At 62.9% G+C, this 19209-nt stretch carries 15 protein-coding genes; 2 read left to right on the plus strand and 13 right to left on the minus strand.

Annotation, left to right across the window (positions count from 1 at the left end):
• Positions 1-14 precede the first annotated feature (14 nt).
• Complete coding sequence (locus AC07RZ_RS17660) at positions 15-1103, plus strand: threonine aldolase family protein (RefSeq protein ID WP_494668915.1); 1089 nt, start codon at positions 15-17, stop codon at positions 1101-1103.
• Positions 1104-1158: 55 nt separating this feature from the next.
• On the opposite strand, the gene fdhA is transcribed toward AC07RZ_RS17660, so the two are convergent.
• The 5 genes from fdhA to AC07RZ_RS17685 all read right to left on the minus strand — a co-directional run bounded on the left by fdhA (position 1159) and on the right by AC07RZ_RS17685 (position 6831).
• Positions 1159-2361, minus strand: a complete 1203-nt coding sequence (gene fdhA, locus AC07RZ_RS17665) for a formaldehyde dehydrogenase, glutathione-independent (RefSeq protein ID WP_494668916.1) — start codon at positions 2359-2361, stop codon at positions 1159-1161.
• A 54-nt stretch (positions 2362-2415) separates the two neighbouring features.
• Entirely contained in the window at positions 2416-3360 is a 945-nt protein-coding gene (locus AC07RZ_RS17670) for a choline ABC transporter substrate-binding protein (RefSeq protein ID WP_494668917.1), read from the minus strand.
• Between the two features lie 162 nt (positions 3361-3522).
• A complete protein-coding gene (locus AC07RZ_RS17675; RefSeq protein ID WP_342830231.1) occupies positions 3523-4578 on the minus strand; it encodes a GlxA family transcriptional regulator in 1056 nt (351 codons plus the stop codon).
• A 173-nt stretch (positions 4579-4751) separates the two neighbouring features.
• Complete coding sequence (gene choW / locus AC07RZ_RS17680) at positions 4752-5648, minus strand: choline ABC transporter permease subunit (RefSeq protein WP_494668918.1); 897 nt, start codon at positions 5646-5648, stop codon at positions 4752-4754.
• On the minus strand, positions 5641-6831 hold the full coding sequence (locus tag AC07RZ_RS17685) for a quaternary amine ABC transporter ATP-binding protein (protein ID WP_494668919.1): 1191 nt from the start codon (positions 6829-6831) through the stop codon (positions 5641-5643). The genes choW and AC07RZ_RS17685 overlap by 8 nt, the downstream gene beginning before the upstream one ends.
• A 555-nt stretch (positions 6832-7386) precedes the next feature.
• Here AC07RZ_RS17685 and AC07RZ_RS17690 point away from each other — a divergent pair.
• Positions 7387-8250: a TorF family putative porin gene (locus AC07RZ_RS17690; protein ID WP_494668920.1), complete on the plus strand. Its 864-nt coding sequence runs from the start codon at positions 7387-7389 to the stop codon at positions 8248-8250.
• Positions 8251-8377: 127 nt separating this feature from the next.
• Here the strand turns inward: AC07RZ_RS17690 and AC07RZ_RS17695 are convergent, their stop codons facing one another.
• The 8 genes from AC07RZ_RS17695 to AC07RZ_RS17730 all read right to left on the minus strand — a co-directional run bounded on the left by AC07RZ_RS17695 (position 8378) and on the right by AC07RZ_RS17730 (position 19205).
• Positions 8378-9655: an amidohydrolase family protein gene (locus AC07RZ_RS17695; protein WP_494668921.1), complete on the minus strand. Its 1278-nt coding sequence runs from the start codon at positions 9653-9655 to the stop codon at positions 8378-8380.
• A 133-nt stretch (positions 9656-9788) separates the two neighbouring features.
• Positions 9789-10646, minus strand: coding sequence for a glycine betaine ABC transporter substrate-binding protein (locus AC07RZ_RS17700; protein ID WP_494668922.1), 858 nt, complete (start codon positions 10644-10646; stop codon positions 9789-9791).
• Between the two features lie 93 nt (positions 10647-10739).
• Positions 10740-11840, minus strand: a complete 1101-nt coding sequence (locus AC07RZ_RS17705; protein ID WP_494668986.1) for an FAD-binding oxidoreductase — start codon at positions 11838-11840, stop codon at positions 10740-10742.
• A 30-nt stretch (positions 11841-11870) separates the two neighbouring features.
• Entirely contained in the window at positions 11871-13184 is a 1314-nt protein-coding gene (locus tag AC07RZ_RS17710) for an aromatic ring-hydroxylating oxygenase subunit alpha (protein ID WP_494668923.1), read from the minus strand.
• A gap of 48 nt (positions 13185-13232) precedes the next feature.
• The gene (locus AC07RZ_RS17715) at positions 13233-14051 is read right to left on the minus strand and encodes an electron transfer flavoprotein subunit beta/FixA family protein (RefSeq protein WP_494668924.1); all 819 of its coding nucleotides are present in this window, start codon (positions 14049-14051) and stop codon (positions 13233-13235) included.
• On the minus strand, positions 14048-15214 hold the full coding sequence (locus AC07RZ_RS17720) for an electron transfer flavoprotein subunit alpha/FixB family protein (RefSeq protein ID WP_494668925.1): 1167 nt from the start codon (positions 15212-15214) through the stop codon (positions 14048-14050). Before AC07RZ_RS17720 ends, AC07RZ_RS17715 begins: the two co-directional genes overlap by 4 nt.
• 2 nt (positions 15215-15216) lie before the next feature.
• Positions 15217-17139, minus strand: coding sequence for a (Fe-S)-binding protein (locus AC07RZ_RS17725; RefSeq protein ID WP_494668926.1), 1923 nt, complete (start codon positions 17137-17139; stop codon positions 15217-15219).
• 2 nt (positions 17140-17141) lie between these two features.
• Positions 17142-19205 (minus strand): oxidoreductase, encoded by a 2064-nt coding sequence (locus AC07RZ_RS17730; RefSeq protein ID WP_494668927.1) that lies wholly within the window; start codon positions 19203-19205, stop codon positions 17142-17144.
• Positions 19206-19209: the final 4 nt, after the last annotated feature.

Consider the following 19209-nt stretch of genomic DNA (forward strand, 5'->3'; position numbering starts at 1 on the left):
CTGAGCCGCACACCATGTCAAACGCCGATCTGCGCAATCAATGCCATACCTTCTTTTCCGGCGCCGCACCGCGTCCTGCCGCCCAGGATTTTGCCGAGATGGCCGCCTGGTGCCAGGCGCACGGCATCCAGCACGACAGCTACGGCGAAGGCGCCCTGCTCCAGGATTTCGAAAACAAGGTTGCCGCGCTGCTTGGTTTCGAGGCGGCCCGCTTCGTGATTACCGGGACGCTTGCCCAGGCCGTCGCGCTTCGCATCGCCGGCCAGGACAGGAACAATCCGCTGGTGGCGCTGCATCCCACCGCGCATGTCTTGCTGCACGAAAGCAGCAATTACCAGCTGCTCGACCATTTCACCGCGCTCAATGTCGGCAATCCGCACCGGCCATGGACGGTCGATGACCTGAAAGCCATCCCTGACCGCCTGGGAGCTGCGCTGTACGAGCTGCCCATGCGTGAAATCGGCGGCCAGCTGCCGGCATGGGAAGAACTGGAGGCGGTCAAGCGATATTGCCGCGAACAACACATTCACCTGCACCTGGACGGCGCCCGCCTGTGGGAAGCAGCTGCCGGCTACGGCAAACCGCTGGACAGCGTGGCGGCCGGCTTCGACAGCGCTTACGTTTCGTTCTACAAGGGCATCGGCGGCCTGGGCGGCGCCATGCTGCTGGGCAGCCGCGATTTCATCGGCCGCACCTCGGCATGGATGAAACGGCTGGGCGGCAACGTCTACCAGCGCTCACCCTATGTAGTGGCGGCGGCAATGCGCTTCGATGAAAAACTGGCGCGCATGCCGGCCTACCTGCAGCGCACCCGGGAGCTGTACCAGCTGCTGGCGCGCTACCCGCTGTGGCAGGTCAATCCGCGGCAGCCGCATTGCAACATGCTGCATCTCTACCTGCCTGTCGGCCGCGAGGCAGCGAATGCCGCGCGTGACCAGCTGGCCAGGGAGCACGGCGTCTGGCTGTTCGGCGAAGCCAGGCATGCGGCCTTGCCGCAGCAGAGCCATGTCGAGTGGTATGTGGGAGAGGCGCTGCTGTCTTTGTCCGACGACAGGATTGCCGCGATCCTGGACCAGTTCCAGGCGCTGCTGGCGCCTGCGTGAGCGGCCCCTGACGGCGTAAAAAACAGCCGTCAGCAGGCCATCAAGCCGATATTGCTCAGGCGGCTTTTTGCAGCAAGCGATGCGGATCGATGACAAATTTCTTCGGCGCGCCGGCATCGAACTGCTGGTAACCGGCCGGCGCCTGGTCCAAGGTGATGACTTCAACGCCGACGATCTCGGCGATCTTGATGCGGTCCCACAGGATCGCCTGCATCAGCTGCCGGTTGTATTTCATCACCGGCGTCTGCCCGGTATGGAAGCTGTGCGACTTGGCCCAGCCCAGTCCAAGGCGGATGCTCAGGCTGCCGCGCTTGGCGGCGCTGTCGACGGCGCCCGGATCGTCGGTCACGTACAGTCCCGGAATGCCGATCTTGCCGGCCACGCGGGTCACCTCCATCAGCGAATTGAGCACGGTCGCCGGCGCTTCCGACTGCGCCCCGGCGTGGCCGTGGCCGCGCGCCTCGAAACCGACGCAGTCGATCGCGCAATCCACTTCCGGCACGCCCAGGATCTGCGTGATCTGGTCGCCCAGCGACGCATCGAGGGACAGGTCGACCGTTTCAAAACCGACGCTGCGCGCATGCACCAGCCGCAGCGGATTGACGTCGCCGACGATCACCACCGCCGCTCCCAGCAAGCGCGCCGAGGCTGCCGCAGCCAGGCCGACCGGACCGGCGCCGGCGACATACACCGTGGCGCCGGGGCCGACCCCGGCCGTCACCGCGCCGTGGTAGCCGGTGGGCAGGATATCCGACAGGCAGGTCAGGTCGCGGATCTTGCCCATCGCTTGTTCTTTGTCGGGAAAACGCAGCAAATTGAAGTCGGCGTAAGGCACCATCACATACTCGGCCTGGCCGCCTATCCAGCCGCCCATGTCGACGTAACCGTAAGCGCCGCCGGCGCGCGCCGGATTGACGGTTTCGCAGACGCCGGTGTGCTGTTCCTTGCAAGTGCGGCAGCGGCCGCAGGCGACGTTGAAGGGTACTGAAACGAGGTCGCCTTTCCTGATGGTTTCGACATCGGAACCGACCTCGATCACTTCGCCGGTAATTTCATGGCCCAGCACCAGCCCGGCCTGGGCGGTAGTGCGGCCGCGCACCATGTGCTGGTCGGAGCCGCAGATGTTGGTGGAAACCACTTTCAGGATCACGCCATGCTCGATTTTCCTGCCTTGCGGATTGTCGAGCTTGGGAAAAGGGATCGACTGTATTTCGACCTTGCCCTGCTCGATATAAACCACGCCACGATTTTCAGACATTGTGTCTCCTCCAGTTATTGATTATGAAGATGGAAGCCGGAAAACGTTACGCCGTTACAGCCCCAGCGAGGTCTTGACCGCCGGCAGGCCGTCCTTGCCGTCGAAGGTCTTGACCCCGGCCAGCAGCTTGTCCAGGATCTCGGGATTCTTTTTCAGCCATTCCTTGGCCGCGGCCTTGGGATCGGATTTGTCCATGATGCGTCCCATCAGCTGGTTTTCGATGCCGGTGGAAAACTGCAGGTTGCCGGCCAGCTTGTCCGCGTTCGGACAGCGCGCCGCATAGTCGTTGGCCGCCACGGTGTACACCTTGGCCTCGCCGTAATTGGGACCGAACACATCGTCGCCGCCGCTCAGGTAGCTGATCTTTTGCTGTACATTCATCGGATGCGGTTCCCAGCCCAGGATCACGATCCATTTCTTTTGCTTGACCGCCCGCCCCAGCTCGATCAGCATGCCGGCCTCGCTCGATTCCACCATCTTGAAATTCTTCAGGTTGAACTGGTTCTTGCTGATCATGCCCTGGATCAGCGCATTGCCGTCGTTGCCGGGCTCGATGCCGTAGATCTTGCCGTCCAGCTCTTTCGAGTACCTGGCGATATCGGCGAACGTCTTGAGGCCGGCATCGTAAGCATAGGTCGGCACCGCCAGCGTGTATTTGGCGCCGGTCAGGTTCGGTGTAGGCAATACCTTGAGCGATTTTTCCTTGACGAAGGGGGCAATGATGGGATCCATGGTGGGCGCCCAGTAACCGAGGAACAGGTCGATCTGCTTGTTCTTTACGCCGGCAAACGTGATCGGCACCGAGGCGATGGTCTTGCTGGTGTGGTAACCCAGGCCCTCGTACACGGCGGAAGCCAGCCCGGTGGTGGCGGCGATGTCGGTCCAGCCGACATCGGCGAAACGCACGGTCTGGCACGATTTCGGTTCCTGCGCCTGCACCGGCGCCAGCAGGCTGCACGCCACGCCGGCGCCGGCGACCATCAATCTGAATGATTTCATTGCTTTTTTCTCCTGAAACAAAGACGGCAGTCCGATGCAGGCATCGGCACAAGATGAATGGAAAGGGCATGCACGCAGACGCAACAGGAATAAATCATGCGTACCGGTACAGGTAAGAAATTACATCGCATCCGGGCTGGGCTTTAGACCGATTGCGACATGCTATTGCCTGCCGGCGTCAAACAGCTCGTCCACCGCCAGCGGCAAGGCCGGCAAAGGCGGCAGTTCGTCGACCGCGGACAGGTAGGGATGGCGCAGGTGCCGTTCGCTGCTGGGGGACCGGCCGAACTGGTTGCGGTACGCCTTGCTGAAATGGCAGGACGACTGGAACCCGCAAGCCACCGTCACGCTCATGATCGACATGGTGGTCTGCAGCAGCAGCTCGCGCGCGCGCCGCAAGCGCAGCTGCAGGTAATAGTGGGTAGGCGTGACGTCCAGGTAATACTTGAACATGCGCTGCAGCTGGCGTTGCGACAAGCCCACCAGCCTGGCGATTTCTTCAAAGGACAGGGTTTCTTCGATGTGGGTTTCCATCAGCCTGGCGACTTCGATCAGCTCCTTGCGGCTGAAGCCGAGCCGGGCGGCAATCGGGATATGCTGCTGGTAGGCGCCGTCGCGTATGCGCTCCAGGATGAACTGCTCGGAAATCTCGGCCGCCAGCGTCTTGCCGTAGCGGTTGGCGGTCAGGTTCAGCATCAGGTCGATGGGCGCGGTGCCGCCGGAACAGGTAAGGCGGTCGCGGTCTACCGCAAACAGTCCCTCGGTAAACAGCACGCGCGGAAATTCTTCGCGCAGGGCGGAAATGTTTTCCCAGTGGATGGCGCACTGGTAGCCGTTCATCAGGCCGGCCTTGACCAGCGCGTAGCTGCCGGTGCAGATGCCGCCCAGCTTGACGTTGCGCCGCGCCAGCTGGGCCAGCATGGCGTTCAGCTTGTCGTTGACCGCCTCGTGGATCTTGACGCCGCCGCAGACAAACAGGATATCCGGCGTGCCGGCCTGCTCCAGGGTCAGCGTCGGCGTAATCGGCAAGCCGTTGCTGGCCTGCGCCGGCGCGCCGTCGACGCTGATCACCGACCAGCGGTACAGGGTCTGGCGGCTGATGTAGTTGGCCATGCGCAAAACTTCGATCGCACTGGCGAAAGCAATCATCGAGAAATTCGGCAAGGTCAGGAAACCGAAGTGCAGCACCGGCGCCGGCGCGGCGCCTGGCGGCAGCATGGGCGTTGACGGCGTTCCCGGTTTCGAAGCGGCTTGGTACGAAGACATCCTGCCTCCATCTATGGCTACCGGCGCCGGACCTCCGGCGCGCGGATCACGTTGCTGCTATCTGTTGCTGCTATCTGTTGCTGCTATCTGTTGCTGCTATCTGTTGCCGCCCTTTTCCCCTGCCCTTAGCCGGCGGCCAGCGCAGGGCTCTTGCGAAACCATTTGCGCAGCCGGAAAAAGCGCTGCACCTTGCCGGCTTCCGGCGTGCGGCCGAAACTTTCGGTGATGCGGTCGAGGATGATCGCCAGCAGCACCACGCTCAGGCCGCTCTCGAAGCCGAGGCCGATGTCGAGCCGCTGGATGCTGGCCAGCACATCGTTGCCGAGGCCGCCGGCGCCCACCATGGAAGCGATGATCACCATCGACAGCGCCATCATGATGGTCTGGTTGATGCCGGCCATGATCGACGGCAAGGCGTTCGGGAACTGCACCTTGTACAGCAGCTGCCAGCCGGTGCAGCCGAAAGCCTGGCCGGCTTCGACGATCTCGCTGTTGACCTGGCGGATGCCGAGCGCGGTCAGGCGCACCGCCGGCGGCATCGCAAAAATCACGGTGGACAATATGCCCGGCACCCGGCCCAGGCCGAACATCATGGCGGCCGGGATCAGGTAGACGAAGGCCGGCATGGTTTGCATCAGGTCCAGGATGGGACGCACCACCATCGCCACCCGCTTGCTCTTGGCGGCCCAGACCCCGACCGGGATGCCGAGCGCCAGGCTGATCAGGGTCGATGAAATGGTCAGCCCCAGGGTGACGATGGTCTGGTCCCAGAACCCGGTGTTATAGATGACGAAAAAAGACACCACGGTGAACAGCGCGAACTTGAAGCCGACGCGCCAGACGCCCAGCACGATGAAAAACCCCATCAGCAGCCACAAGGGCAGCACTTGCAAACCGTGTTCTATCGATTCGGCAAACCAGCTGATGGCGTTGCCGAAGCTGTCGAAACTGTTGCCGTGCTTATCGAGTATGTAGTGGACGAACTGGTCGACCCAGCGTCCCAGCGGAAGATGTTCAGACATGCGAACCTCGGGATTTTGACAAAGCTTGGAGCACCATGGACTGGCTGATCGCGCCGCAATAGCAGCCGTCGCCGTCCACCACCGGCAATGGACTGCGGCTGCTGATCAGCCGGTCCATCACATCTTCCAGGTTGCTGCGGTGGTGGATCACGTCGATCCGGTCCAGCCCGTTCAGCTGCAGGTTGCCGCTGGCGTCGGCATGGCGGCGCGTGGCAACGATGCCTTGCACCTTGCGCGCGGCGTCCACCACGAAGGCAAAGTCGGAGCGGCTGCTGCGGTACAGGTCGCCGTTGGCCTGCACCTCGCCGGCGGAAGCCACCAGGGGCACGGCGTCGGTCTGCATCAGGTCGCCGGCAGTGAGATAGCGGTTGGTGTCGACGCCGTCGAAAAAGGCGCGCACATATTCTTCGGCAGGATGGTCGATGATTTCCTGGGCGGTGCCGACCTGCACCAGCCGGCCGCCTTCCATGATGGCGATGCGGCTGCCGATGCGCAGCGCTTCTTCCAGGTCGTGCGAGACGAAAATGATGGTGCGCTGTTGTTCCTTTTGCAAATCCAGCAGCACGTCCTGCATTTCCTTGCGCTTGAGCGGATCGAGCGCGGAGAACGCTTCATCCATGATCATCAGCGACGGGTTGACCGCCAGCGCGCGCGCCAGGCCGACCCGCTGCTGCATGCCGCCCGACAGTTCGCACGGCAGCTTGTTGGCGAACGAGGCCAGGCCGACCTGCTCCAGCACCGCCATGGTGCGGCGCTCGCGCTCTTTCTTGCCGACCCCGGCCACTTCCAGGCCGAAGCATGCATTCGACAATACAGTCCGGTGCGGCATCAGCGCAAACGACTGGAACACCATGCTCATGTCGCGCCGGCGCAGCTTGATCAATTGCGAATTCGTCATCTGCGCCACGTTCTGGCCATCCACCAGGACATTGCCGGCGCTGGGATCGACCAGGCGGTTGATCAGCCGGATCAGAGTCGACTTGCCCGAGCCGGACAAACCCATCAGCACGAATATCTCGCCCTCCTGCACCTCGAACGACACGTTTTGCACGCCGACCACCTGCCCGGTCTCGGCAAATATCTGGTCTTTCGACTGCCCTCTCTCCAGCATGTCCAGGGCTGGCTGCGGGTTATTGCCGAAGACCTTGTACAAACGGTCGACTACTACTTTTGCAGACTTCATTACCTGTCTCCTGATTGTGCATTCGACGCTATTGCAGCCGGGATCATTCCTCACTGCAACAAATCGCTAGCGTGCGGGTCTGGCCGTCCTTGCCCGCTTGTTTCAAATCCACTGCAGCAGAGTGTATGTGCAGCACGGCTGGGAAGACAAGCGGCAACGTGTTGTCCGGCGCCCTTACGGCGGCGGGAAATCCATGAGAAAAATTCGTCTTACGTTATTCACATAGTCGCGACAAAGGTTTTTTGCCGGATGACGATTTACGACAAGCACTTAATCAAAAACGACGAAGCACTTGTCGTGCCATGACTAGCCATCGCCTGTCGATTTTTTTATGTCGCAATTCCATCATTTTTAGTCGCAATTGCAGGGAGTTAGGTTTTCCTGCCAGGACAATAATTATCTGCAGGTATCGAAGCGAGCAATAAAACCGAGCGAGCCGCACAGCCTCGTTTCCTGTTTGCTGCAATCGCTTGCTATCACGATATCGCGAAGGCGCAATCGGCAAGACAGGCGATTGATATCAAAATGAAAATACCTCAAAGGGGAGTTGTCAGCATGCTTCAGAAATCCAGCAGGACCCGCAGTTACCCGTGGCTTGCCGCAGCCGTCGCATTCGGTTTCCAGTTGCCCGCTTCGGCCCAGAGCGCCGACAGCGCCGGTGCTACAGCGCCGGCTGCCGCAGCACCGGCTGCCGCACCTGCATCGCCATTCACCGCCAACGTCACCATCGCCTCGCAATACGTGTCGCGCGGCTTCCGCCAGACCTGGGGCAAGCCGGCGATCCAGGGCGGCTTCGACTACGCGCATCCGAGCGGCCTGTTTGCCGGCACCTGGATGTCGACCGTCAGCGATCATTTCATCGAAGGCGGTTCGGTCGAGTGGGACCTGTACGGCGGTTACACCGGCACCGCCGGCGATTTCACCTACACCGGGCAGATCTACTATTACCTCTACCCCGGCGCCGAGGCGTCGTTTGCAAAAACCAAATACAACTACGGCGAAGCGGTCGCCTCGCTGACCTACAAGTGGTTCAACGTCAAATACTGGCTGACTTACACGCCTGACTATTTCGGCTACAACAGCGCAACGCTAGGCATAGGCAGCGGCCAGCACAGCCGCGGCTCGGGCTACCTGGACCTGAACGGCACGTTCGACCTCGGCAGCGGCTACAGCCTGCTGCTGCATTATGGTAACGAGCGGGTGAGGAATTTTTCCGCCTACAGTTTCCAGGATGGAAAAATCGCCCTGTCCAAGGCGTTTGACGGCGGCTGGACTGTCGCCGGCGCAGTCACCAAAGGCTGGGGCAAGAATGGCGTCTATGACCACTACACCACCGGCGTGCTGAATTCGGCGGGCCAGGCCGAGGTATCCAACCCGCTGGCCACGACGCTGGTGCTGTCGCTGACCAAGACTTTCTGACCGTCCAGGGTCCCCGGTCGCTTCGCGAGAAAAATGCTGCTCCGGCAAACGCGAAGCGCATTGCCGAAATCATCGGATGCGCATGATTTCGGTTCTTTTCAACAGTCTGCTCCAGGCATGTCTTCGCTCAGCCGGGATGCAAGCGGAAATCGACCGTTGCCGGCCGGCCTGGCAGCGCCAGCGTCGCTTGTACCGCCGGCGACCGGCTGATCACCTTGCCGCGCCGGATCACATATCTTCTGCCGGCACGCAGCCTGATCGCCTCGATCGTACTGCGCGCATCGAGCACCACCAGGTCGGCGTAGCAGCCAGGCGTCAAACCGTAGCCGTTCAGGCCGAGTATCCGCGCCGGCGTTTCCGTCACGGCCAGGAAACAGGCGTGCATCGCGTCCTGCCCGGTCATCTGCGCCACGTGCAGGCCCATGTGCGCCACCTCCAGCATGTCGCCGGAGCCCAGGCTGTACCAGGGATCCATCACGCAATCGTGGCCGAAAGCGACATCGATGCCGGCCGCCAGCATTTCCGGCACGCGGGTCATGCCGCGGCGTTTCGGATAGCTGTCATGCCGGCCTTGCAAGGTGATGTTGATCAGAGGATTGGCGATCGCCGCCACCCCCGCTTCGCGGATCAGCGGCAACAGCTTGCTGACGTAGTAGTTGTCCATGGAATGCATTGAAGTCAGGTGCGATCCGGTCACCCGGCCTTGCAATCCCAGCCGCTGCGCATGAAATGCCAGGGTTTCGATATGGCGCGACATGGGGTCGTCCGATTCATCGCAATGCATGTCGATGCGCAAGCCCTTTTCCGCGGCAAACTCGCACAACAGGCGGACCGACTCGGCGCCGTCGGCCATGGTGCGTTCAAAATGCGGGATGCCGCCGACCACATCGACTCCCATGGCAATCGCCCGCTTCAGGTTGGCAAACGCACTCGGGCTGCGCAACAGTCCATCCTGCGGAAACGCCACCAGCTGCAGGTCAAGATAAGGCGCCGCCTGGCGCTTGACGTGCAGCAGCGCTTCCACCGCAAGCAAGCGGTCGTCGCAGATATCGACATGCGAGCGGATCGCCAGCAAGCCGCGCGCCACGGCCCAGTCGCAATATTGCATTGCCCTGGCGACCAGCGCTTCCTGCGTCAGCGCCGGTTTCAGCTCGCCCCACAGCGCGATTCCTTCCAGCAGCGTACCGGAGCTGTTGACGCGCGGCAGCCCATAGCTGAGGGTGGCATCCATATGGAAATGCGCATCGACAAACGGCGGCGTCACCAGGTCGCCGCCGGCATCGATCTCCTCGGCGGCGCTGACCGCGAGCGCCGCGCCGACTGCCTGGATGCGGCCGTCGGCCATGGCGATATCAATTCCGCTCCTGCCGTCCGGCAGCGTGGCATTACGAATAAGCAGGTCCATGGGCATCCTTTTAACTGCGCTACAAGGCCGACCGCCGGACAAGATGCCGGCACGGCGATGAACCATAGTAACGCCAAAGGAAATCCGATGACAACGCTGGCGCCGCGTCACCCTGCTTTAAAGCCTGGATGCCCTACTTCTGCAGCCACTGGCTGACGCGCTGCGGATGCGCATCGACCCATTGCCTGGCCGCGGCTTCCGGCTTGGCGCCGTTTTCGATGGCCAGCATGACGCTGTCGATTTCGCCCGGCTGCCATGAGAAACGCTTCAGCAGATCGTTGACCGGCCTGGCCTTCGCTTCCAGGCCAGGATTGGCGATGCTGTCGACATGCTCGGCTTCGCCGTAGACCTTTTTCGGATCGTCCAGGAACTTGAGTTTCCACTTGGCGAACATCCAGTGCGGCACCCAGCCGGTCACCGCAATGGCCTTGTTGTTGCGGATCGAACGCTCCAGCTCGGCCACCATGCCGCTGCCTGAACTAGGCATCAGCTTGTAATCCAGCCCGTAATCCTTGATCGCCAGTTCCGTCTTGGTCATGACCCCGGCGCCGGCATCGATGCCGACGATGCGCCCCTCGAACGCTGCCTTCTGCGCAGGCAGGTCGGCAATGCTGCCGGCATTCACGTAAGCAGGCACGATCAGCCCGATCCTGGCGCCGGGATAATTCACCCCCAGGTTCACCACCTTGTCCTTCAGCTTCTCGTAATACGCACCCTGCGTCACCGGCAGCCAGGCCGACATGGTAGCGTCCAGGTCGCCACGCGCCACGCCCTGCCACATCAGTCCGGCGGAAACCGGCACCAGCTTGACCTCATACCCCAAGTGCTGCCGGATGATCTGCGCCGCGACATAAGTAGTCGCCACACTGTCCGACCATCCTTCCACATAACCGATCTTGATCCCCGGCTTGCCATCCGCCGTCGCCCCTCCCGCACCAGCCACGCACGCCAGCGCGACGATCAGCCAACATAATTTTCGTATCGGATTCATGCTAAACCCCTTCAATATATTCCAATCGGTTTTGCTGCTTTAATTAGGGTCAGAGTCGAATTAATTTTAAAAACAATTCGACTCTGACCCTAATTATTTGTCTACGACCAGGTTGCTTAGCGGTTTGCTGCAGCAGAGGAGCACCATGCCTTGGTCGATTTCGCGTTGGCGGATGCCGCCTTTGTGCTGCATGTCTACGGTTCCTGACACCAGCTTGACCTTGCAGGTGCCGCACATGCCCTGGGCGCATGAGGATGCCAGGCGGACGCCTGCGTTGCGGGCGGCGTCCAGCACGTGCTGCTGCGGACCGCAGGTGATCTGGCGCATGCTTTTCTGGAAATTGACTGCGAAGCCGGTTGCTGCCGGTGCGTTTTCGGGCGTTGCCTGCGGCTCGCTCTCCTGTTGCAGCGCCTCGAAGGAAAAACTTTCTTCGTGGTAGCGGGCACGGTCGAAACCTGCTTCGTCGAGCATGCTGCGGACCGCTTTCATGTATGGCGCGGGGCCGCAGACAAAGATTTCCCGCTCCATGAAATCGGGCGCCATCAGCTTCAGCGCCGCCAGCGACAGCATGCCGGTCGGACCCGACCAGTCGCGCCGCTGGCCGAGCCGCTCGCAGATGAAGCGCGTGCGGAAATTCTGCTGGCTGGCGGCGATCAGGCTCAGCTCGCGTTCGAAGATGATGTCGTCCGGCGTGCGCGCGCTGTGGATGAAAACGATGTCCCGGTCGTCGCACAAGTCATGATGCGCGCGCGACATCGACATCAGCGGCGTGATGCCCGAACCGGCCGAGAGGAACAGGTATTTTTCCGCCGGATGGACGGCGCAGGTAAATTCGCCGGCTGCGCGCAGCACCTTGAGCTTGTCGCCGGCCTTGAGATTGTCGTGCAGCCAGTTCGAGACCGGTCCGCCAGGAACACGCTTGACCGTGATCGAAATCGTGTGAGGCCGCGCCGGCGAGGATGAAATGGTGTAGCAGCGGTTGATCGCTTCGCCGTTGATTTCCAGCTCCAGCGTGATGAACTGGCCGGGCTGGAACGCAAATGCGCCGCCGCCGGGCGCGGCAAAGAAAAAACTCTTTACATCGTGCGTCTCTGCCCGCACCTGGCAGCACACCAGCATCTCTTCGCTATCGCTGTTCCACAGCGGCGGCATGCTGTCCCAGAAATCCTGGCGATTCAGTTTATAGGTATCCATGACCGGCCCTGGCAATATTTCGGCTTTCAATCAATTCTCCACGGCGATCGCTATGACGGTTGCCGAGCCCGCGCCTGAACCGGCAGCCAGGCCGGCCGACAAGCGGCCGATGTACCAGCTGCAGAATTTCTCAACCAGGCCTTCGGTAAACGGCGAATAAGGACCCGGCTGATAAGCCGTGCTGCGCGCCCCTTGCTGTGACAGTTCGACCAGCCGCTTGTCCTGGTCGTTGGTGGCGTTCCACACCGCGGTCAGGTTGTCGAGCTGGTAGTCGATGCCTTCACGCGCATCCTTGTGCACCAGCCATTTGGTACGCACCAAGGTGCGTTCCGCCGACAAGGGCAAGACCGAAAAACTGACGATATGGTCGCTCATGAAATGGTGCCAGGAATTCGGCTGGGTCCAGAATGACAGGCCGCCCAGGTCGGCGCGTTCGAACTGTCCCAGCAGCTTCCCGGAAGCGACCTTGCCGTCCAGCGTCTGCGATTCGCCGGCGCGGTCCAGCGGCAGGCGCTGGGTGCGGAAGCCGGTCACCAGTTCGTCCAGCCGCTCTATCTCCGCCGACGGCAAGCCGCCCTGCTCCCATTCGGCGCAGCGCTGCGCGGCCAGGCGATCGAATTCGGCGATCTGTTCCGCATTGCCCGGTGCCGACTGGTAGCCGAAACCGAACTCGAACAGCGAGGCGGTCAGCTCAGGATGATTGCTCGCGCAGTGATAGCATTCGCGATTGTTTTCCATGGTCAGCTTCCAGTTGCCGTCCTCGATCAGGTCGACCTGTTTGGCGATCTTGCAATCCTGCAGCCCGTGCGGCAGCAGATAGGGCGCCATGGCGTCGCGCATGACCGCAAAATCCCGCGGCGGCTGTTCCGCCAGGCAAATGAATATCAGGCCCGCCAGGTTCTCAACGTGCACCGGCTTCAAGCCGTGCTTGCTGCGGTCGAATTTCTCGCCCATGTGGTCGGCGTGGATCAATTCTCCTGCCAGGTTGTAAGTCCACTGGTGATAAGGGCAGACCAGGTTGCCCACAGAACCTTTATGTTCAGAACACAAACGTGCGCCCCGGTGCCGGCATACATTGTGATAAGCACGCACCGACATATCGTCGTCGCGCACCACCACGATGGAATTGAGGCCGATCTCGACCGTGACGTAATCGCCGGGCTCGGGAATATCCGGCTCGACCGCCACATGGATCCAGTGCTTGCTGAAAATCTCCCGGATATCCAGGTCGAAGATTTCCGGGCTCAGGTAAAACGGTGCGTCCAGGCTATGGCCAGGCAGACGCTCGGCGACCAGTGATTGAATCTCTTTGGATACTTTCAATTGTTTCTCCATGCATTGCATTGATAGAACCGCCGCTTTGCAAATCCGGTTGCAAACGCATTTATAAAATCAATAATCGACCAGGCGATGTTCGCGCAGATAAGCCAGCACCACCTGGGCCTTATCGGCCGCGCTGCCGTCCTGGACCACCTTGCCGCCGCGGCTCTCGCTCACGGTGGCGGCCTGCATGCGGGCATGGCCGGAGCGCTTTTCAGGCGCGGCCAGCTTGCGCGGCACGGCTTTGGCAGGTTCAACCGTCCATTCCCCGGCACTGTCGCCGGCCGCCGCCACGGCAGCAGAAAACGCCTGCTTCCTGATTTCACCGCTACGCAACCTGGCGTAGGCATAACGCAAACCGTTTGGCGCCAGCGGATGGACTGTCATCAGGGCCGGCAGCTTGAGCGCTACGTCGCGGCGCCGGCCCTTGGGCAGGTATTGTTGGGCGACGACGCTGTCCCGGTCCCGGTCCTGGCCCGGCGTCACGGCAATCACGCCGGCCAGCAACGGCAGGCCCAGGCGCGCCGCCAGCAGGTAAGGCAGCATGCCGCTGGCCGCCCCGCCTTCGGCACGGCTGCCGCACAGCACCAGGTCGTATGGTTGCAACTGCGCCTGCAGCTGCGATTGCAATGCCGGCAATACGTCCCGCGACGCCATGGCTTCAACCAGGGTGACGCTGGCCGCGCCCAACGCCAGGTAGTCAGGCAGGGCCGGATTGCCGGCGTCGCCGGCATGGATCACATCGATGCTGGTTCCGGCAGCGTGCTGCGCCAGCTTGCCGGCCATGTCCAGCGCGGCGGCGTCGTTACGGCTGTAGCGCGGCACGCCGCTGACCGGATGGCGGCCTATCGACACCAGCACGGCAATCCGCTTGATGACAGCCTGGCTCATGGTGCGTCCCCCATGCTGCGGGCTTGCCGCACCTGGTCCAGCAGCGCTGTCATCAATTCCTGGGCGTCGCCGATGATGCTGAGGTCGGCGCGCTTGATCATCGGCGCACTGGCGTCCAAGTTGACCGCGATCACATGGCGGCAATCCTTGATGCCCTGCAGGTGCTGGACCGCGCCGGAAATGCCGAACGCCAGGTAGGCGCTGGCGCTGACGGTCTTGCCGGTGGCGCCGATCTGCTTGTCGCGCTGGAATTTGCCGTCGTCGACCGCGACCCGGCTTGCGCCTACCGCCGCATCCAGCGCATTTGCCAGCGAATTGAACAGCGCGACATCGTCAACGCCGTTGCCCGCCGAAACGATGAAATCGGCCTCATCCAGCTCCATCTGCGATGCCGCCATGGTCTTGCCGCCGAGATCCAGGAATGGACTGGATGATGTAGCTGCCTCCGCCTTGATGCCGATGGCCGCGCTCAGCTCGCCAGCTACCTGGCCGCGCCCGAGGAAAGGCAAACGCGCGTCCACGACCTCGGTTTCCAGCAGGACCACCTGCGCCAGGCTGCGCCGAGCCAGCACACTGCCTTGCTGGCGGTATGCCGCCAGGCTGCATTTGCTGATTTCGACCACATGGGTGGCGATGCTGGCGGCAGTCCCGGCGGCGCCTAGGCGCCGGCCGAGGTCGCTGCCGGCGACGCCGTCATCGGGAATGAACACGTGGGCCGGCAGCAATGTTTCCATCACAGCCTGCAGCGCCGCAAGTTCCGCTTCCGGCGCAAACACATGGTTGCCGTATTGCGGCAGCACGACGCAGCGGTCAGCACCCAGCGCGGCGGCATCGTCATTCAGGTCGCCGAACACCAGCAGCACCACTTCGGTCGCGCCGTCAGCCAGCAATGCCGCGGCAGCCACCGCCTGGCGCGCGTGTTCATCCAGCGCGCCGCGATCGCTGTGCGCCACCGCCAGCAGGCAAGCTGTGGTCACGGCATCGGCGGCCAGGCGTACCAGCTTGGCCGCCTGGTGCGGCTGGCTTTGCTGCAGCGCCTGGCTGCCGTCGCCGCTACCTTCGCCAAGCTGACCCAGCACGATACGCTTGACGCCGTCGGCATTGATGCTGAATGGACGGCGCGGGTTGATGCGCCTGACGCTGTTTGGTATCGCCATGTCCATCGTCAATTCTCCAGTGCCGCCGCCAGCAGTTCGGCGATATCGCGCACTTCCGGGCGCGGCCCTACCACGCCTTCCAGCATCGCGGTGCAATTCGGACAAGCCACCACCACCGTATCGGCGCGCACCGCGCGGGCGTCATGGATGCGGATGTCGGGAATGCGCTGCTTGCCGGGGATATCGGTCAGGGGCGCGCCGCCGCCGCCGCCGCAGCAGCGCCCGCGCATGCCGTGGCGCTCCATCTCGTGCAGCGGCAGGCCCAGCATCTTGAGCAGTTCGCGCGGCGCTTCGATCTCGCCGTTGTAGCGTCCCAGGTAGCACGGATCGTGATAGGTGAAACGCTGGTCGCTGCCGGCGGCCGAGTCAACCCTCGGCTTGATTTTTCCGGAATTCACCAGCGCCGCCATGAAGGTGGCGTGATGAAAAACCTCGTAGCGGCCGCCGAACGCCGGATATTCGTTGCGCAGGCAGTGCATCACATGCGGATCGGCGGTGACAATCCGCTTGAAGGTGAACGCAGACAGCTGGGCAATCATGTGCTGCGCCATGCCCTGGAATGTCGCTTCGTCGCCCAGGCGGCGGGCTACGTCGCCGGTATCGGTTTCCAGCGAGCCCAGCACGGCGAAATCGACGTCCGCGGCCTGCAGCACCTTGACCAGCGCGCGCAAGCTGCGCTGGTAGCGCATGTCGAAACCGCCCTCGCCCACCATCAGCAGCACGTCGACCGCCTGGCCGGGAACGATCTGCCGCACGCCGAGGTCGATCGCCCAGTTGTAGCGCACGCCCAGGTCGAAACCGCCGGCGCTGCCGGTCTCGCGCAGGTTCGCCAGCACTTCCGGGCCCTTGCCAGGCACTGCGCCGAACTGCAAGGTCTGGTGGCGCCGCATGTCGACAATGGCGTCGACATGCTCGATCAGCATCGGGCATTCCTGCACGCAGGCGCGGCAAGTAGTGCAGGACCACAGGGTATCGGTAGAGACCAGGCCCGGCACGATCGCATCCAGCGGCCGGCCTTGATGCCTGCCGAGCGGAATGCCGGGATACGGGCTGCCGGCAAAATCGGCGTCGCTGCCGCCGGCCATGCCGGTCACCATGTCTTGTATCAGTTTCTTTGGGTTCAAGGGCTGGCCGGCGGCAAAGGCCGGACACGCCGCTTCGCACTTGCCGCACTGGACGCAGGCATCGAAACCCAGCAGCTGGTTCCAGCGGAACTCGACCGGCTTGCCGACGCCCAGCTCGCCCTGCTCCAGCTTGAGCGGTTTGAGCGCGGTGGCCGGCGTGCGTTTGCCGTCATGTGTAAAATCTTGCTTGAAGCGTTCCTGGCGCGGATGGAACGCCAGGTGCAGCAGGCCCGCCAGCGCGTGTTTCATCGGCCCGCCGCGGGCCGCGCCCACGGTCAGGGTCCAGGCCCCCACCCCCAGCAGCAGCACGGTCGCCAGCGCGCTCAAGCCTGACATCAATTGCAAGGGAAACAGGCCCAGCGCCAGCAAACCCAGCGCAAACGCCGCCAGCATCCAGGGCAATCGCATCCAGGCACCGCGCGACAAACGTGCCGGCGGCGTGCGGCGCCGGTGCCAGACGAACAGCACGCCGGCCAGCATGACCAGCGCAAACAGGCCGATCGCCGTGTCCAGGGACGAGGCATACAGCATCAGGCCGTAATTGACCGCCACCAGCGCCATCGCCGCAATCGCGCCGCCGGCGGTCGCCACGTGGGTGCGGGCGATATAGGGATCGCGCGCCACCACATGATGCAGGTCAACAAAATAGCGCTTTGGAATCGCCAGCAGGCCCAGCCAGGATACCGAAGCGTCGCGGCCGGCGCGCCACAAGGCGGCCCGCCGCGCCAGGCCGGCAGACAATCCCGCCGCCGACAGCCAGAACAGCACGGTGATGGCATGGTTGAGGGAAGAAGCCAGGGCGTCCATGCTCAGAAATCCTTGCACAGGCGCAGCGCATCGTAGATCGCCGCGTGGATGTTATGCATGGAGATGCAGTCGCCGACCCGGAACAGCAGGAAGCGGCCGTCGCCCAGGGTTTCCGCCAAGGCCGGCTGCGGCTCGGCGGCGAACAGCTTGTTGACGTCGATCTGGCCGCGGTTGAGCGATTGCGGCTTGAGCGACCAGTACAGACGATCGTTGGGCAAGATGCCGTTTTCAATCACCACCTGGTCGACTACCCGTTCTTCCTGTATTTCGGTGTATTCATTGCGCAGCACCGCAACCTTCTTGTCGCCCTCGGCGTAGACCCGGTCCAGCCAGTAGTTCGGCGTCGGGATCACGCCTTGCGCATACAGGCGGCGATAGAAAATCGGGAAAGTGGTGCCGCCGGTATCGTCGGCGATCTTGACGTCGGGCGTGACGATTTCCACCAGGCTGCCGCGGCTGGCCAGGAAATCGGCGACGCCGAAACCGGCGTGGGTGCTGATGCCGTCGTACACCAGCACGTTCTTGCCGGGCGCGACGCGGCCTTGCAGGATATCCCAGGAGCTGACCGACAGGCCCTCGGCAATGCCCCAGGCCGCAACCTGGCCGGTGTAATTGCTGCCGCCGGTCGCCAGCACCACGATATCCGGCTGTTCGGCCATGATCATCGCTTCATCGGCATTCACGCCCAGCCGGCGGTCGACGCCGAGGCGCCTGGTTTCCATGTCGAACCAGCGCACGATGCCGGCCATCTGCTCGCGCTGCGGCGCCTTGGCCGCCAGGTTGATCTGGCCGCCGACGACATCGCTGCGCTCGAACAGCACCACATCGTGGCCGCGTTCGCGCGCCACCCGCGCTGCTTCCAGTCCTGCGGGACCGGCTCCCACCACCACCACCTTGCGTTTCGGGCCGCGGCTCCTGGCGATCTGGTGCGGCATGCTTTGTTCGCGCGAGGTCGCTGCGTTCTGTACGCACAGTACGTCGAGCCCGTTGTACTGGCGGTCGATGCAATAGTTGGCGCCCACGCATTGCTTGATTTCGTCCTCGCGGCCGTCGCGGATCTTGATCACCATGTGCGGATCGGCGATCTGCGCGCGCGTCATGCCCACCAGGTCAACCATGCCGGAAGACAGTATGCGTTCCGCCTGGCCGGCGTCGCGTATGCTTTGCGCGTGCATCACCGGCACCTTGGACACCGCCTTGATGCCGGCCGCCAGGTGGACGAACGGTTCCGGCGGCAGCGCCATCGGCGGCATGCAGTTGGCCAGGGTATTGTGGGTATCGGCGCCGGAGCCGACCACGCTCAGGAAATCGATCAGGCCGCTAGCCGACATCGCTTGCGCGATTTCCTTGGCGGTTTCGTGATCGACGCCGTCTTCATGGAACTCGTCGCCGCACATGCGCAGGCCGACGCAGAAATCGCTGCCGACCGCTTCCCGCACCGCGGTCAGCACTTCAATGCCGAAGCGCATCCGGTTTTCCAGGCTGCCGCCGTATTCGTCGCTGCGCTGGTTGACGCGCGGACTCCAGAACTGGTCGATCAGCTGCTGGTGAGCGGCGGAAATCTCGATGCCGTCCATGCCGGCCTGCTTGACGCGTTTGGCGGCGGCGGCAAAATCGGCGACGATGCGGCGGATTTCTTCAATCTCGATGATCTTGGCGTTGCCGCGATGGACCGGTTCGCGGATCCCCGACGGGCTGACCAGGTGCGGCCAGTTCTCGCCATGCCATGCCGTGCGGCGCCCCATGTGGGTAGCCTGGATCATGATCTTGGCGCCGTGCCGGTGCATGGCCTCCGCCAGCCGCGACAAAGGCTCGATCACCTTGTCGGTGGTCAGGTTGACCGATTTCCACCAGCCTTGCGGGCTGTCGATGGAAACCGTGCTGGAGCCGCCGCAGATCGCCAGCCCCAGGCCGCCCTTGGCCTTTTCTTCGTAATACCGTATATAGCGTTCGCCCGGCAAGCCGCCGGCTTCCGCGTACACCTCAGCATGGGCGGTGCTGACCACCCGGTTGCGCAAGGTCACCTGGTTCAGGGTCAACGGCGAAAACAAAGTCGGATAACGCATGGTC

The sequence above is a fragment of the Collimonas sp. GW821-FHT07E08 genome, from assembly GCF_059418905.1.

What these genes read in the sequence shown, in the direction of transcription:
- AC07RZ_RS17695 (WP_494668921.1), bottom strand. Translation starts at nt 9,655, where the DNA reads ATGGACCTGCTTATTCGTAATGCCACGCTGCCGGACGGCAGGAGCGGA.
- fdhA (WP_494668916.1), bottom strand. Translation starts at nt 2,361, where the DNA reads ATGTCTGAAAATCGTGGCGTGGTTTATATCGAGCAGGGCAAGGTCGAA.
- AC07RZ_RS17715 (WP_494668924.1), bottom strand. Translation starts at nt 14,051, where the DNA reads ATGAGCCAGGCTGTCATCAAGCGGATTGCCGTGCTGGTGTCGATAGGC.
- AC07RZ_RS17725 (WP_494668926.1), bottom strand. Translation starts at nt 17,139, where the DNA reads ATGGACGCCCTGGCTTCTTCCCTCAACCATGCCATCACCGTGCTGTTC.
- AC07RZ_RS17675 (WP_342830231.1), bottom strand. Translation starts at nt 4,578, where the DNA reads ATGCTGCCGCCAGGCGCCGCGCCGGCGCCGGTGCTGCACTTCGGTTTC.
- choW (WP_494668918.1), bottom strand. Translation starts at nt 5,648, where the DNA reads ATGTCTGAACATCTTCCGCTGGGACGCTGGGTCGACCAGTTCGTCCAC.
- AC07RZ_RS17730 (WP_494668927.1), bottom strand. Translation starts at nt 19,205, where the DNA reads ATGCGTTATCCGACTTTGTTTTCGCCGTTGACCCTGAACCAGGTGACC.
- AC07RZ_RS17685 (WP_494668919.1), bottom strand. Translation starts at nt 6,831, where the DNA reads ATGAAGTCTGCAAAAGTAGTAGTCGACCGTTTGTACAAGGTCTTCGGC.
- AC07RZ_RS17660 (WP_494668915.1), top strand. Translation starts at nt 15, where the DNA reads ATGTCAAACGCCGATCTGCGCAATCAATGCCATACCTTCTTTTCCGGC.
- AC07RZ_RS17700 (WP_494668922.1), bottom strand. Translation starts at nt 10,646, where the DNA reads ATGAATCCGATACGAAAATTATGTTGGCTGATCGTCGCGCTGGCGTGC.
- AC07RZ_RS17710 (WP_494668923.1), bottom strand. Translation starts at nt 13,184, where the DNA reads ATGCAATGCATGGAGAAACAATTGAAAGTATCCAAAGAGATTCAATCA.
- AC07RZ_RS17670 (WP_494668917.1), bottom strand. Translation starts at nt 3,360, where the DNA reads ATGAAATCATTCAGATTGATGGTCGCCGGCGCCGGCGTGGCGTGCAGC.
- AC07RZ_RS17720 (WP_494668925.1), bottom strand. Translation starts at nt 15,214, where the DNA reads ATGGACATGGCGATACCAAACAGCGTCAGGCGCATCAACCCGCGCCGT.
- AC07RZ_RS17690 (WP_494668920.1), top strand. Translation starts at nt 7,387, where the DNA reads ATGCTTCAGAAATCCAGCAGGACCCGCAGTTACCCGTGGCTTGCCGCA.
- AC07RZ_RS17705 (WP_494668986.1), bottom strand. Translation starts at nt 11,840, where the DNA reads ATGGATACCTATAAACTGAATCGCCAGGATTTCTGGGACAGCATGCCG.